This is a genomic window from Cellulomonas sp. Leaf334, assembly GCF_001424195.1.
GTDB lineage: Bacteria > Actinomycetota > Actinomycetes > Actinomycetales > Cellulomonadaceae > Cellulomonas.
This window is the reverse complement of the sequence record NZ_LMOO01000001.1, coordinates 427,287-440,641: the sequence shown is the minus strand read 5'-3', so window position 1 is coordinate 440,641 and position 13,355 is coordinate 427,287. Positions and strand designations below refer to the sequence as shown.

Sequence of the window (13,355 nt, the reverse complement as noted above, 5' to 3'; positions counted from 1 at the left end):
CGATCCGGCCGCTCCGGCGACCGTCCCCACACCGCACGAGGATCTGCGAGGCTCGACGTGACCAGCGAGAACAGCCAGCCCACCACCGCGACGCACGCCGGCGTCATCGGCACCGCCCGCGTGAAGCGGGGGATGGCCGAGATGCTCAAGGGCGGCGTCATCATGGACGTCGTCAACGCCGAGCAGGCGAAGATCGCCGAGGACGCCGGAGCGGTCGCCGTGATGGCCCTCGAGCGGGTCCCGGCCGACATCCGCGCTCAGGGCGGCGTGGCGCGCATGAGCGACCCCGACCTGATCGACGGCATCATCGAGGCCGTCTCCATCCCCGTCATGGCGAAGGCGCGCATCGGCCACTTCGTCGAGGCGCAGGTGCTCCAGTCGCTCGGTGTCGACTACGTCGACGAGTCCGAGGTGCTGACCCCGGCCGACTACGAGCACCACATCGACAAGTGGGCCTTCACGGTCCCGTTCGTCTGCGGCGCGACCAACCTGGGCGAGGCGCTGCGCCGCATCACCGAGGGCGCGGCGATGATCCGCTCCAAGGGCGAGGCCGGCACGGGTGACGTGTCCAACGCGACCACGCACATGCGCACGCTGCGCGACCAGATCCGCCGCCTCACGTCGCTCCCGGAGGACGAGCTGTTCGTCGCCGCCAAGGAGCTGCAGGCACCGTACGACCTGGTCAAGGAGGTCGCCCTCGCGGGCAAGCTCCCGGTCGTGCTCTTCACCGCGGGCGGCATCGCGACGCCGTCGGACGCCGCGATGATGATGCAGCTCGGCGCCGAGGGCGTGTTCGTCGGCTCCGGCATCTTCAAGTCGGGCAACCCGGCCGAGCGTGCCGCCGCGATCGTCAAGGCCACCACCTTCTTCGACGACCCCGACGTCATCGCGAAGGTCTCCCGCGGTCTGGGCGAGGCGATGGTCGGCATCAACGTCGAGGACGTCCCGGAGCCCCACCGCCTCGCCGAGCGCGGCTGGTGACGCAGGACCACGTCATGTCGGAGGCCGCGGACGACTCGTCCGCGGCCTCCGCCGTGTCTCCCCGGTCGAGCGCGCACGGCGGTGGCCCGGTGCACGGGCTCGGTCCGGAGTGGCGGCGGGGCGACGACGGTCTGCTGTTCCGCGAGGCCGCCCGGGTGATCCTGCTCGACGAGGACGACCGCGTGCTGCTGATCCGGGGGCACGACGTGGACCAGCCGGACCGCAGCTGGTGGTTCACGGTCGGGGGCGGCATCGACGACGGTGAGGAGGCGTCGGCCGCGGCGCTGCGCGAGGTGCGCGAGGAGACGGGCATCGTGCTCGTCGCCGCCGACCTCGTGGGCCCCGTGTTCACCCGGTCCGCGATCTTCGACTTCTTCGCCGAGCACTGCCGGCAGGACGAGATCCTCTACCTCGCGCGGGTGCCGGCGTCGTCGTTCGACGTGGTCGACCGTGCCGGCTGGACCGAGCTGGAGCACGACGTCATCGACGAGCTGCGCTGGTGGTCGCTGGACGACCTCGACCGCGTCGACATCGAGGTGTTCCCCGACCGGCTCGTCGACCTGGTCCGCGGACTGCTCCCGGCGTGGGACGGCGAGACACGGCACCTCGGGCTCGCGCGGGAGTAGGTCAGGTGACGGGGTTCCGCGTCGCCCAGGCCGGGTCCCGGTGCTCGTCGCCCGCCAGCACGTCGTGCAGCGCCCGCACCGCCGTGACGAGGTCCGCATGGGTCAGGTAGGGCGCGGCGACGCCGAGACGGACCACGTCGGGCGTGCGGAAGTCTCCGACCACCCCACGCGCGGCGAGCGCCTGCACGATCCCGTAGGCGTCCGGGTGCCGCACCGCTACCTGCGAGCCGCGGCGGTCGTCGGCCTCCGGCGAGGCGAGCTCGGCCGCAGGCAGGACGTCGGTGATCGCGTCCCGGAGGAAGCGGGTCAGGCTCAGCGATCGTGCGCGGACGTCGACGATGTCGACCCCGTCGAACGCCCGCAGCGCCGCCTCGAGGGCGAGCAGCGACAGGATCGGCGGCGTCCCGATGCGCGCTCGTGAGATGCCGGGGGCGCCGACGTACTCGTCGACCATGGCGAACGGCTGGGCATGCCCGTGCCAGCCGGGCACGACGTTGACGAACGCGTCCTGGTGCCGCGCCGCGACGTACCCGAACGCGGGGGCGCCGGGCCCGCCGTTGAGGTACTTGTACCCGCAGCCGATCGCGAGGTCGACGCCGTGCTCGTCGAGGCCGACCGGCACGGCACCCGCCGAGTGGCACAGGTCCCAGAGGACCAGTGCGCCGGCGGCGTGGGCGGCCGCGGTGATGCCGGGCAGGTCCAGCAGCTCAGCGGTCCGGTAGTCGACGTGGGACAGGACGACGACCGCGACGTCGGGTGAGAGGCGGGCGGGGAGCTCGGCAGGGGTCGCGTGCTCGACGCGCCACCCGACCTGCGCGGCGACACCTGCGATCACGTACTGGTCGGTGGGGAACGACCCCGGCTCGGTCAGCACGACGGACCGGCCCGGGCGCAGGGCCGCCGCCGCGTGCAGGGACTGGTGCAGGCGCACGCTCGTCGAGTCCCCGACGACCACCTGACCGGGTGCCGCACCGACGAGCCGACCGATCGCGTCACCGACGCGCACCGGCGCGTCCCACCACCCGTGCGTGTTCCAGGACGCGATCAGGTCGTGGCCCCACTGCTGCTCGACGGCGTCCCGGACCGCGGCGGGCACGCCGCGGGGGAGCGCGCCGAGCGAGTTCCCGTCGAGGTACACGACGCCCGGCGGGAGGAGGAACCGCTCGCGCAGGTCGGTCGCCGCGTGCTGGGCGTCGAGGTGCGCCGCTCGGGCGTCGAGCTCGTCGAAGGTCACGGTCCGCGAGCCTACGACGCAGGCGTGTCCGACCCAGCCGCTCCGAGGACGCATGGTGCGCGCCAACCTGCTGAGGCGCATCGCCAGCCCCTCGCGCACCAGGAGCGGCTGGTTCCGGCGTGCGGCGCCTAGACTCGCCCGTCGTGACCGTGACCGTCGGAGTCCTCGCCCTGCAAGGAGACGTGCGCGAGCACGTGCACGCCCTGGAGTCCGTCGGGGCGCACGCCGTGCCCGTCCGCAGGGAGCGGGAGCTCGACACGGTCGACGCCCTGGTGATCCCCGGCGGGGAGTCGACGACGATCGACAAGCTCCTGCGCGCCTTCGAGCTGTCCCAGCCGGTCCAGGAGCGGCTGCGTGCCGGTATGCCGGCCTACGGCTCCTGCGCGGGGATGATCCTGCTGGCGGACCGGGTGCTCGGTGGCATCGAGGGTCAGCAGACCCTCGGTGGGGTGGACGTGACCGTGCGCCGCAACGCGTTCGGGCGGCAGGTCGAGTCCTTCGAGACCGACCTCGACATCGCCGGCATCGACGGGCCGGTGCACGGCGTCTTCATCCGGGCGCCCTGGGTCGAGGAGGTCGGCCCGGCCGCGACGGTGCTGGCCCGGGTGGAGTCGGGTCCCGCCGCCGGTAGGATCGTGGCCGTCCGCCAGGGCCCGTTGCTCGTGACCTCGTTCCACCCGGAGGTCACCGGGGACACCCGGGTGCACCAACTGTTCGTAGAGATCGTCCGCGACACCCTGTGACCGTGCAGTCGGCCACGGGAAGGACGCGGGAGACGAAGGGGTAGCTGAAGCGATGTCGGGTCACTCCAAGTGGGCCACCACCAAGCACAAGAAGGCCGTGGTCGACGCCAAGCGGAGCAAGCTCTTCGCCAAGCTGATCAAGAACATCGAGGTCGCGGCCCGCACGGGTGGCGGTGATCTCGCGGGCAACCCCACCCTCTTCGACGCGGTGCAGAAGGCCAAGAAGAACTCGGTCCCGATCGACAACATCAACCGCGCCGTCAAGCGCGGGTCCGGCCAGGAGGCCGGGGGCGCCGACTACTCGACGATCATGTACGAGGGCTACGGCGCAGGTGGCATCGCGGTCCTGGTCGAGTGCCTGACCGACAACCGGAACCGTGCCGCGTCCGACGTGCGGGTCGCGTTCACCCGCAACGGTGGCCAGATGGCCGACCCCGGCTCCGTGTCGTACCTGTTCTCGCGCAAGGGCGTCGTCATCGTGCCCAAGGAGGGCACCGACGAGGACGCCGTGATGGAAGCGGTCCTGGACGCGGGCGGCGAAGAGGTCAACGACCTCGGCGAGGCCTTCGAGATCCTCTCCGAGGCCACCGACCTCGTCCCCGTCCGCACGGCCCTGCAGGACGCCGGCATCGAGTACGACTCGGCGGACGTCGTGTTCTGGCCCGCCACGCAGATCGAGGTCGACGCCGAGGGTGCCCGCAAGATCCTGCGCCTGATCGACGCGCTCGAGGACTCCGACGACGTGCAGAACGTGTACGCGAACTTCGACGCGTCCGACGAGGTCATGGCGGAGCTCGAGGAGGACTGAGCGCCCGGCGCGGCCTCCCGGGTTCGAGCCGGGGCGGCTGCGACCATGTGGCCGTGCGCGTCCTCGGAGTCGACCCCGGCCTGACCAGGTGCGGTCTCGGCGTCGTCGACGGCCTTCCGTCACGCCGGCTCTCCATGGTTGCGGTGGGGGTCGCCACGTCCGACGCGCTCTGGGACGTCGACCAGCGGCTGCTGGCGATCGAGCGGCAGATCGAGGAGTGGCTCGAGGAGCACGCACCTGACGCCGTGGCGGTCGAGCGGGTCTTCGCACAGCAGAACCTGCGCACCGTGATGGGCACCGCACAGGTCGCCGGCATCGCCATGGTCGCCGCGGCACGGCGCCGGATCCCCGTCGCCCTGCACACCCCGAGCGAGGTCAAGGCGGCGGTCACGGGGAACGGCCGCGCCGACAAGGCGCAGGTCCAGACGATGGTGCAGCGGCTGCTGCGGCTCGACGAGCTCCCGCGGCCGGCCGACGCCGCGGACGCGCTGGCCCTCGCCGTCTGCCACCTCTGGCGGCCGGCGGGAGCGCTCGGTGCCCCTCAGCGTGCACCCGGTTCGCTCACGGCTGCGCAGCGTGCGTGGGCCACCGCCGAGCAGGCGACCCGGCGCCGCGGCTGACCGCGTGTCTTCGTACACCTGTTCGTCTGGGTGTGCCAGAGTGTGCGGCAGCAAACATGGTCTCGACTGATGGAGGTGGCCGGTGATCGCGTCGGTCCACGGCACGGTGCAGGTGGTGCGGCTCGACGCCGCCGTCGTGGAGGTCGGGGGAGTGGGGCTGCTCGTGCACGCCACGCCGGCCACCCTGGCGGGGTTGCGGGTCGGGTCCTCCGCGCAGCTGGCCACGTCGCTCGTGGTCCGGGAGGACGCGCTGACCCTGTTCGGGTTCGCGGACGCCGACGAGCGCGAGATCTTCGAGACGGTGCAGACGGTCAGCGGCGTCGGTCCGCGGCTGGCGCTGGCGATGCTCGCGGTGCACACGCCGGACGGTCTGCGTCGCGCGGTGCTCGACGAGGACTTCAAGGCGCTCCAGCGCGTCCCCGGCATCGGGCTCAAGGGTGCGCAGCGCATCGTGCTGGAGCTCAAGGACCGCATCGGTGCACCCGCCAGCGTGAGCGCCCCTGCCGCGGCCGTCTTCGGCGGGGACCGGCGTGACCAGGTGGTCGAGGCGCTCGTCGGCCTCGGCTGGAACGCACGGGCCGCGGGCGACGCCGTGTCGACGGTGCTGGAGGGCACCGAGGGACCGGTGGCCGCCGACGAGGTCGCCGGCGTGCTGCGCGCCGCCCTGCGGACCCTGGGCGGTGGGCATGGCTGACGAGCGCGAAGAGCTGGTGACCGAGCGCTTCGCGGCGGAGTCGCTCGTCCAGTCGGGGGCCGACGACCTGGAGCGGGCGGCGGAGGCCGCACTGCGACCGCGCCGGCTCGAGGAGTTCGTCGGCCAGCGCGTCGTGCGCGACCAGCTCTCCCTGGTGCTCGACGCCGCGCGCGGCCGGGGCAAGGCACCGGATCACGTACTGCTCTCCGGACCGCCCGGGCTGGGCAAGACCACGCTCGCGATGATCATCGCGGCCGAGATGGGTGCCCCGCTGCGGGTCACCAGCGGCCCGGCCATCCAGCATGCGGGCGACCTTGCGGCGGTGCTGTCGTCCCTCGAGGAGGGCGAGGTCCTCTTCCTCGACGAGATCCACCGCCTGGCGCGCCCTGCGGAGGAGCTCCTCTACATGGCGATGGAGGACTTCCGGGTCGACGTGATCGTCGGCAAGGGAGCGGGTGCCAGTGCGATCCCGCTGACGCTTCCTCCGTTCACGGTCGTCGGCGCGACCACCCGCGCCGGCCTGCTCCCGGCACCCTTGCGGGACCGGTTCGGTTTCACCGCGCACCTCGACTTCTACTCGGCCGACGAGCTCGAGCGGGTCCTCGTCCGGTCGGCCGGGCTGCTCGGTGTCCCGCTGGACCATGCGGCCGCCGCGGAGCTCGCGTCCCGGTCCCGGGGCACCCCGCGTATCGCGAACCGCCTGCTCAGACGCGTGCGGGACTGGGCGGAGGTGCGTGGCGACGGCACCCTGAGCCTCGTCGCCGCGCGGTCCGCGCTCGACGTCTACGAGGTCGACGAGCTCGGCCTCGACCGCCTCGACCGGGCCGTGCTCACGGCGCTGTGCACCCGGTTCGGCGGGGGACCGGTGGGCCTGACAACGCTGGCGGTGGCCGTCGGCGAGGAGCCCGAGACCGTCGAGACGGTCGCCGAGCCGTTCCTCGTGCGAGAGGGTCTCGTCGGCCGGACGCCGCGCGGGCGCATCGCGCTGCCGGCGGCCTGGGCGCACCTCGGGCTCGAGGTTCCGCACGGATCGGGCACACTGTTCGGCTGAGCCGCCCACATCACGGAACCACAACCGGGGTCCGTGCGTTGGAGCGGCGAGCCGCTGCGCCTAGACTGCGGCGGACACACCACCCGATCGGAGCCGTACCGCCGTGGAACTCTTCCTCATCCTGGCCATCGCCCTGGGCGCTCTCTGGCTCATGTCGAGCCGTACCCGCAAGCAGCAGCGCGTGGCGCAGGAGTTCCGGAACAACCTCGTCGCAGGCGACGAGGTCATGACGGCGTCGGGTCTGCTGGGCACCGTCGTGGCCGTCGAGGACGACGTCATCACGCTCGAGTCGAGCCCCGGCGCGCACACGCGCTGGATCCGCGCCGCGATCGCCAAGAAGATCGAGCCGCCGGTCGAGGAGATCGACGACGTCGAGGACGACGCCGACGACGAGCTCGACGACCAGGACGACGTGGTGACCGATGCCGACCGCATCAGCCGCGCGAACGACGACGTGATCGACGTCCCGGACGACCTGTCCTCGCTCCCGCCCGCCCGCAAGGACGGGGAGCCGGACACCAAGTAGACCGTTCGGTCCGGGTGACGACGCCCGGACCTCGACCCCACCGGCCGCCTGCGCGGTCGGTGCGCGCACGAGAGAAGAACTCCGTTGGCTCCTCCTACACGCCGTCAGAGGCCCCTGCGCACGCTCGCCGTGCTCGGCTTCATCATCTTCGCGCTGCTCGGCACCATCGCGGCGGGGACCAAGTGGTCCACCGCAACCTGGTCGCCGAACCTCGCTCTCGACCTCGAGGGCGGCACGCAGATCATACTGACGCCGGTCGCGGAGGGCGGTGAGGAGATCTCCTCGGAGCAGGTCCAGCAGGCGATCGACGTGATCCGTCAGCGCGTCGACTCCTCCGGTGTCGCGGAGGCGGAGATCACGAGCCAGAGCGGCGGAAAGATCGTCGTCGGCCTCCCCGGCAACCCGAGCGAGGAAACCCTCGATCTGGTCAAGACCTCTGCGCAGATGGCGTTCCGGCCGGTCCTGGTGGAGGGGACCCCGACACCGACGGACACCACGCCGACGCCGGAGCCGACCGAGTCGGCCGCCGCGGCGGACCCGGCGGCACCGGCTCCGACCCCGACGCCCAGCGCAGCCGCGGAGGAGCCGTCGGACGAGCCGACCAAGGCAGCGCCCGACAACCCGAGCGATGCCGCGTACTACATCACCCCAGCAGTCCAGGCGAAGTACGACGCCCTGGACTGCACCGATCCCACCAACCTCACCGGCGGCGTCAACGGGGACCCGGACAAGGCCTTCGTCACGTGCAGCCAGGACGGCAGCGCGAAGTACATCCTTGGTCCGGTCGAGATCGAGGGTGCGCGGATCTCCAGCGCCACCTCGGGCCTGAACCAGCTGCCCAGCGGCGGTACGGGAAACCTGTGGGTCGTCAACATCGCCTTCGACGGCCAGGGCACCACCCAGTTCACGGAGGTGACCACACGTCTGCAGGGTCTGGCCACGACACCGCCGCTGAACCAGTTCGCGATGGTGCTCGACGGGCTCGTGATCTCGGCCCCGAGCCTCGACACCGGCGTGATCATCGCGGACGGCAAGGCGGAGATCTCGGGCACGTTCACGCGTGACTCGGCGGCGAGCCTGGCCAACCAGCTGAACTTCGGCTCGCTCCCGCTGACGTTCGAGGTGGAGAGCGAGGAGCAGATCTCGGCGACCCTGGGTTCCGAGCAGCTGCAGATGGGTCTGCTCGCCGGCCTCATCGGGCTCGGCCTGGTCGTCGTCTACTCGCTTCTGCAGTACCGCGCGCTGGGTCTGGTGACGGTGGCGTCGCTGGTTGTCGCGGGTGTCCTGACGTACAGCATCATCACGTTGCTGTCGTGGACGCAGGGCTACCGGCTCTCCCTGCCCGGTGTCGCCGGCCTGATCGTCGCCATCGGTATCACCGCCGACTCGTTCATCGTGTACTTCGAGCGCATCCGCGACGAGCTGCGGGAGGGTCGCACGCTGGTCGCGGCCGTCGACCGTGGCTGGGAGCGGGCGCGCCGGACGATCCTGGCGTCCGACGCGGTGAACTTCCTGGCTGCCGTCGTGCTCTACGTGCTCGCCGTCGGCAGCGTCCGTGGCTTCGCGTTCACCCTCGGTCTGACCACCCTGATCGACGTGCTCGTGGTCTTCATGTTCACGCACCCGATCATGCAGCTGATCGCGCGAACGAAGTTCTTCGGCCAGGGCCACCGGCTCTCGGGCCTGGACCCGCGGCGTCTCGGTGCACCCGAGGGCAGCCGCTACGTGGGCCGGGGCCGGGTCGTGCACGGCTCCGAGACCTCCGATGGCCGCGCTGTCAAGGACGCAGCCGTCGAGGACGAAGCGGTCGACGCCGAACCGACGCCCCGCATCCCGGTCGCGGTCGGCGGTGGGACCGCTGGTCTGACGATCGCCGAGCGCCGGGCCGCAGCCCGGGCCGCCGAGCAGAAGGCCGCATCGACCACGGACACGCCGGTCGACGCACCCGCCCAGGAGTCCGAGCCCGAGTCCGGGCGCACCGAGGGGAACGAGCACTGATGGCCTCCGGATTCGCCCAGTGGGGCAACGACCTCTACACCGGCCGTCGGTCGTACGACATCGTCGGTCGCCGGAAGATCTGGTTCACGATCTCGACGGTCCTCGTGGTGCTCTCCGCGATCTTCCTGATCAAGCCGGGGCTCAATCCCGGTATCGAGTTCCGGGGTGGTTCCGAGTTCGTCGTGTCCGGGGTCTCCGACACGGGCCAGCAGCTCGCGATCGACACGGTCACCGACATTGCGCCCGACGAGCAGCCGAAGGTCACGACGGTCGGCTCCGACTCGCTACGCATCCAGACCTCCACGCTCACCAACGACCAGGTCACCGAGGTGAAGGACGCGCTCGCCGAGGCGTACGACGTGCCGGTGGAGAACGTCACCAGCTCGTTCATCGGCCCGTCGTGGGGTGCGGACATCTCGCAGAAGGCCATCACCGGGATCCTGGTGTTCCTGCTCTTCGTGACGATCGTCATGACGATCTACTTCAGGAACTGGCGGATGGCGGCTGCGGCGCTGATCGCGCTCTTCCACGACCTGATCATCACCGTCGGCGTCTACGCGGCCATCGGCTGGGAGGTCACCCCGGCGACGGTGATCGGCTTCCTCACGATCCTCGGCTACTCGATCTACGACACCGTCGTGGTCTTCGACAAGGTGCGCGAGAACACCGCGGACACGCTCCAGCAGTCGCGGTACACCTACGGCGAGAAGGCCAACCTCGCCGTCAACCAGACGCTGGTCCGCTCGATCAACACGTCCGTCGTCGCGCTGCTGCCCGTCAGCGCGATCCTGTTCGTGGGGGCGTTCCTCCTCGGAGCAGGCACGCTCCGGGACATCGCGCTTGCGCTGTTCGTCGGCATGCTCATCGGCACGTTCTCGTCGGTCTTCCTGGCGACGCCCTTCGAGGTGGCGCTGCGCGAGCGGGAGCCCGCGATCCGCGAGCACACGAAGAAGGTCCTCGACGCCCGCGCCGCGCGTGCAGCGAGCGGCGAGGACGTCTCGGTCCCGGGCGAGGACGTGCGCGTGGCTGTCGGTGCCCTCAAGCCCGGCGCGCACCAGGGCGTCGCCGCGCAGCCGAAGCGCAAGCGATGACGGTTCCGGACAGCGCGGCGGGGGTGCCCACGGGCGCCCCCGCCGCGCGTACGGAGCTGCTCCGCCGCATCGACGAGCTCGTCCGTCTGGTGCCCGACTACCCGCAGCCGGGGATCCTCTTCCGCGACATCATGCCGCTGCTGGCCGACGCCTCCGCCTTCGCGGACGTGATCGCCGAGATCGCCGGACGCGTCGACGGCCCGGTCGACCTCGTGGCGGGCATGGAGGCGCGCGGGTTCCTGCTCGCCGCGCCCGTGGCCGTGACGTTGGGCGCCGGTGTGCTGCCGGTCCGCAAGGCGGGCAAGCTGCCCGGTCCCACGGCCGCGCAGTCGTACGAGCTGGAGTACGGCACGGCGACCATCGAGATCCATCCCGCGACGATCCCCGCGGGCGCCCGGGTTCTCGTGATCGACGACGTGCTGGCGACCGGCGGCACCGCTGCCGCGACGGTGGCACTTCTCGAGCGGTGCGGAGCGGAGGTCGTCGGACTCTCGTTCCTGGTCGAGCTCGAGGCGCTCGGTGGGCGTGACCTGCTGCCCGGCCACGCGATCGACGTTCTGCTCGCCGTGCCCTGACCAGGCGTCTCGTCGGGCCTGTGGCCGTGTCAGCGCGTACTCGGTCGTAGACTGTCGCCTCGACCGTGGGAGGGGGTGTGATGAGCGAAGACGTCCGCACGCCCGAGACCGGTCTTCCCCCGGCGCAGAACGACTCCCCGTCGAGTCGCATGCGCTCGCGCCTGGGCCGCTTCGGCGCCCGCAGCGGCGCCGCGTTCCCGGCGATCGAGCCGGTCCTGCAGGCCGCGCGCACCAACCACCCGAAGGCCGACCTCGCGGTGGTGGAGCAGGCGTACGTGGTGGCGGAGAAGGCGCACCGCGGACAGCTGCGCAAGAGCGGCGACCCGTACATCACGCACCCGGTGGCCGTCGCGACGATCCTGGCCGAGCTCGGCATGACGCCGTCGACGCTCGCCGCGGCGCTGCTGCACGACACCGTCGAGGACACCGACTACTCGCTCGACCAGCTGCGTCGGGAGTTCGGCCCCGAGATCGCGATGCTCGTCGACGGCGTCACCAAGCTGGACAAGGTCACCTACGGTGACGCCGCGCAGGCCGAGACGGTCCGCAAGATGGTCGTCGCGATGTCCCGGGACATCCGGGTGCTCGTCATCAAGCTCGCGGACCGCCTGCACAACGCCCGGACCTGGAAGTTCGTCGCGGCCGCCTCGGCGGAGAAGAAGGCGCGCGAGACCCTCGAGATCTACGCGCCGCTGGCGCACCGGCTCGGCATGAACACGATCAAGTGGGAGCTCGAGGACCTGTCGTTCGCGACCCTCTACCCCAAGGTCTACGACGAGATCGTGCACCTGGTCGCCGAGCGGGCGCCCGCCCGCGAGGAGTACCTGGCGACGGTCCGCGAGCAGGTCGGCGCCGATCTGGGCAAGGCCAAGATCCGGGCGACCGTGACGGGGCGGCCGAAGCACTACTACTCGATCTACCAGAAGATGATCGTGCGCGGCCGCGACTTCGCGGACATCTACGACCTCGTCGGTGTCCGCGTCCTGGTCGACTCGGTGCGGGACTGCTATGCGGCGCTCGGTTCGCTGCACGCGCGGTGGAACCCTGTCCCGGGGCGGTTCAAGGACTACATCGCGATGCCGAAGTTCAACCTGTACCAGTCGTTGCACACGACGGTGATCGGCCCCGGCGGCAAGCCCGTCGAGATCCAGATCCGCACGCACGACATGCACCGGCGGGCCGAGTACGGCGTCGCGGCGCACTGGAAGTACAAGGAGAGCGCGAAGAACGCGGGCACGACGGACAAGGACTCCGCCGGTAACGACATGCAGTGGCTGCGGCAGCTGGTCGACTGGCAGAAGGAGACCGCCGACCCGAGCGAGTTCCTCGACTCGCTGCGGTTCGAGATCGCCGGCTCCGAGGTCTACGTCTTCACACCGAAGGGCGACGTGATCGGGCTGCCGTCCGGCTCGACGCCGGTCGACTTCGCGTACGCCGTGCACACCGAGGTGGGCCACCGCACGATGGGTGCCCGCGTGAACGGGCGCCTCGTCCCGCTGGACTCGTCGCTGGAGAACGGCGACGTGGTCGACGTGTTCACGTCGAAGTCCGAGACGGCCGGGCCGTCACGCGACTGGCTCGGCTTCGTCAAGAGCCCCCGCGCGCGCAACAAGATCCGCCAGTGGTTCTCCAAGGAGCGCCGCGAGGAAGCGATCGAGCACGGCAAGGACGCGATCGCCAAGGCGATGCGCAAGCAGAACCTGCCGATCCAGCGGCTCCTGTCCCACGAGTCGCTCGTGGCCCTGGCCAACGAGATGCGGTACGCCGACGTCTCCGCGCTGTACGCGGCGATCGGCGAGGGGCAGGTGTCGGCCGGCACGGTCGTGCAGCGTCTCGTGCAGTCGATGGGTGGGGAGCCGGCAGCCGAGGAGGACCTCGCCGAGGTCGCCCGACCGGGTCAGACGCAGCGGCGAGTCCGCACCGGTGACCCGGGCGTCGTGGTCAAGGGCGTGGACGACATCTGGGTGAAGCTGGCGAAGTGCTGCACGCCGGTCCCGGGCGACGACATCGTGGGGTTCGTGACGCGCGGTGCGGGCGTGAGCGTGCACCGCAGCGACTGCATCAACGTCTCGAGCCTGCGCTCGGAGCCCGAGCGCATGGTGGACGTCGCCTGGAGCCACAACAGCACGTCGCTGTTCCTCGTGCAGATCCAGGTCGAGGCGCTCGACCGCAGCCGCCTGCTCTCCGACGTGACGCGCGTGCTGTCGGACTCGCACGTGAACATCCTCTCGGCGTCGGTCTCGACGTCCCGGGACAGGGTCGCGCTGTCGCGGTTCGTGTTCGAGATGGCCGAGCCGTCGCACCTGGCGTCCGTGCTCGCCGCGGTGCGCAAGGTCGAGGGTGTGTTCGACGTCTACCGCATCACCGGTGCCAAGGCGGCCGAGGAGCCGGCGATCCGCGCCTGACCG

At 71.2% G+C, this 13,355-nt stretch carries 13 protein-coding genes; 12 read left to right on the top strand and 1 reads right to left on the bottom strand.

All coding sequences use genetic code 11. The features are described 5' to 3' along the window. The first annotated feature begins 57 nt into the window (after positions 1–57). The gene (gene pdxS, locus ASF78_RS02100) at positions 58–981 is read left to right on the top strand and encodes a pyridoxal 5'-phosphate synthase lyase subunit PdxS (RefSeq protein ID WP_056584343.1); all 924 of its coding nucleotides are present in this window, start codon (positions 58–60) and stop codon (positions 979–981) included. A gap of 14 nt (positions 982–995) precedes the next feature. After that, on the top strand, positions 996–1,607 hold the full coding sequence (locus ASF78_RS02095; protein WP_082494921.1) for an NUDIX hydrolase: 612 nt from the start codon (positions 996–998) through the stop codon (positions 1,605–1,607). A 1-nt stretch (position 1,608) separates the two neighbouring features. Here the strand turns inward: ASF78_RS02095 and kynU are convergent, their stop codons facing one another. Then, complete coding sequence (gene kynU, locus ASF78_RS02090; protein WP_056584341.1) at positions 1,609–2,841, bottom strand: kynureninase; 1,233 nt, start codon at positions 2,839–2,841, stop codon at positions 1,609–1,611. 143 nt (positions 2,842–2,984) lie between these two features. Between kynU and pdxT the strand changes: the two genes are divergently transcribed. The 10 genes from pdxT (at position 2,985) to ASF78_RS02040 (ending at position 13,352) form a co-directional block, all read left to right on the top strand. After that, the gene (pdxT, locus tag ASF78_RS02085) at positions 2,985–3,584 is read left to right on the top strand and encodes a pyridoxal 5'-phosphate synthase glutaminase subunit PdxT (RefSeq protein WP_056584339.1); all 600 of its coding nucleotides are present in this window, start codon (positions 2,985–2,987) and stop codon (positions 3,582–3,584) included. A 52-nt stretch (positions 3,585–3,636) separates the two neighbouring features. Beyond that, positions 3,637–4,392, top strand: a complete 756-nt coding sequence (locus ASF78_RS02080) for a YebC/PmpR family DNA-binding transcriptional regulator (protein ID WP_056584336.1) — start codon at positions 3,637–3,639, stop codon at positions 4,390–4,392. A gap of 53 nt (positions 4,393–4,445) precedes the next feature. Continuing rightward, on the top strand, positions 4,446–5,012 hold the full coding sequence (gene ruvC / locus ASF78_RS02075; RefSeq protein WP_056587953.1) for a crossover junction endodeoxyribonuclease RuvC: 567 nt from the start codon (positions 4,446–4,448) through the stop codon (positions 5,010–5,012). Positions 5,013–5,094: 82 nt separating this feature from the next. Beyond that, the gene (ruvA, locus tag ASF78_RS02070) at positions 5,095–5,706 is read left to right on the top strand and encodes a Holliday junction branch migration protein RuvA (RefSeq protein WP_056584333.1); all 612 of its coding nucleotides are present in this window, start codon (positions 5,095–5,097) and stop codon (positions 5,704–5,706) included. Further along, positions 5,699–6,757 (top strand): Holliday junction branch migration DNA helicase RuvB, encoded by a 1,059-nt coding sequence (gene ruvB / locus ASF78_RS02065; RefSeq protein ID WP_056587950.1) that lies wholly within the window; start codon positions 5,699–5,701, stop codon positions 6,755–6,757. Before ruvA ends, ruvB begins: the two co-directional genes overlap by 8 nt. Before the next feature lie 103 nt (positions 6,758–6,860). Continuing rightward, entirely contained in the window at positions 6,861–7,283 is a 423-nt protein-coding gene (gene yajC / locus ASF78_RS02060; protein WP_082494752.1) for a preprotein translocase subunit YajC, read from the top strand. A gap of 84 nt (positions 7,284–7,367) precedes the next feature. Further along, a complete protein-coding gene (gene secD / locus ASF78_RS02055) occupies positions 7,368–9,281 on the top strand; it encodes a protein translocase subunit SecD (protein WP_056584330.1) in 1,914 nt (637 codons plus the stop codon). Then, a complete protein-coding gene (gene secF / locus ASF78_RS02050) occupies positions 9,281–10,372 on the top strand; it encodes a protein translocase subunit SecF (RefSeq protein WP_056584326.1) in 1,092 nt (363 codons plus the stop codon). Before secD ends, secF begins: the two co-directional genes overlap by 1 nt. Next, complete coding sequence (locus ASF78_RS02045; protein ID WP_056584324.1) at positions 10,369–10,947, top strand: adenine phosphoribosyltransferase; 579 nt, start codon at positions 10,369–10,371, stop codon at positions 10,945–10,947. The genes secF and ASF78_RS02045 overlap by 4 nt, the downstream gene beginning before the upstream one ends. Positions 10,948–11,027: 80 nt before the next feature. Further along, positions 11,028–13,352 carry a bifunctional (p)ppGpp synthetase/guanosine-3',5'-bis(diphosphate) 3'-pyrophosphohydrolase gene (locus ASF78_RS02040; RefSeq protein ID WP_056584321.1) on the top strand — a complete coding sequence of 775 codons (2,325 nt, stop codon included), beginning with the start codon at positions 11,028–11,030 and terminating at the stop codon, positions 13,350–13,352. Positions 13,353–13,355: the final 3 nt, after the last annotated feature.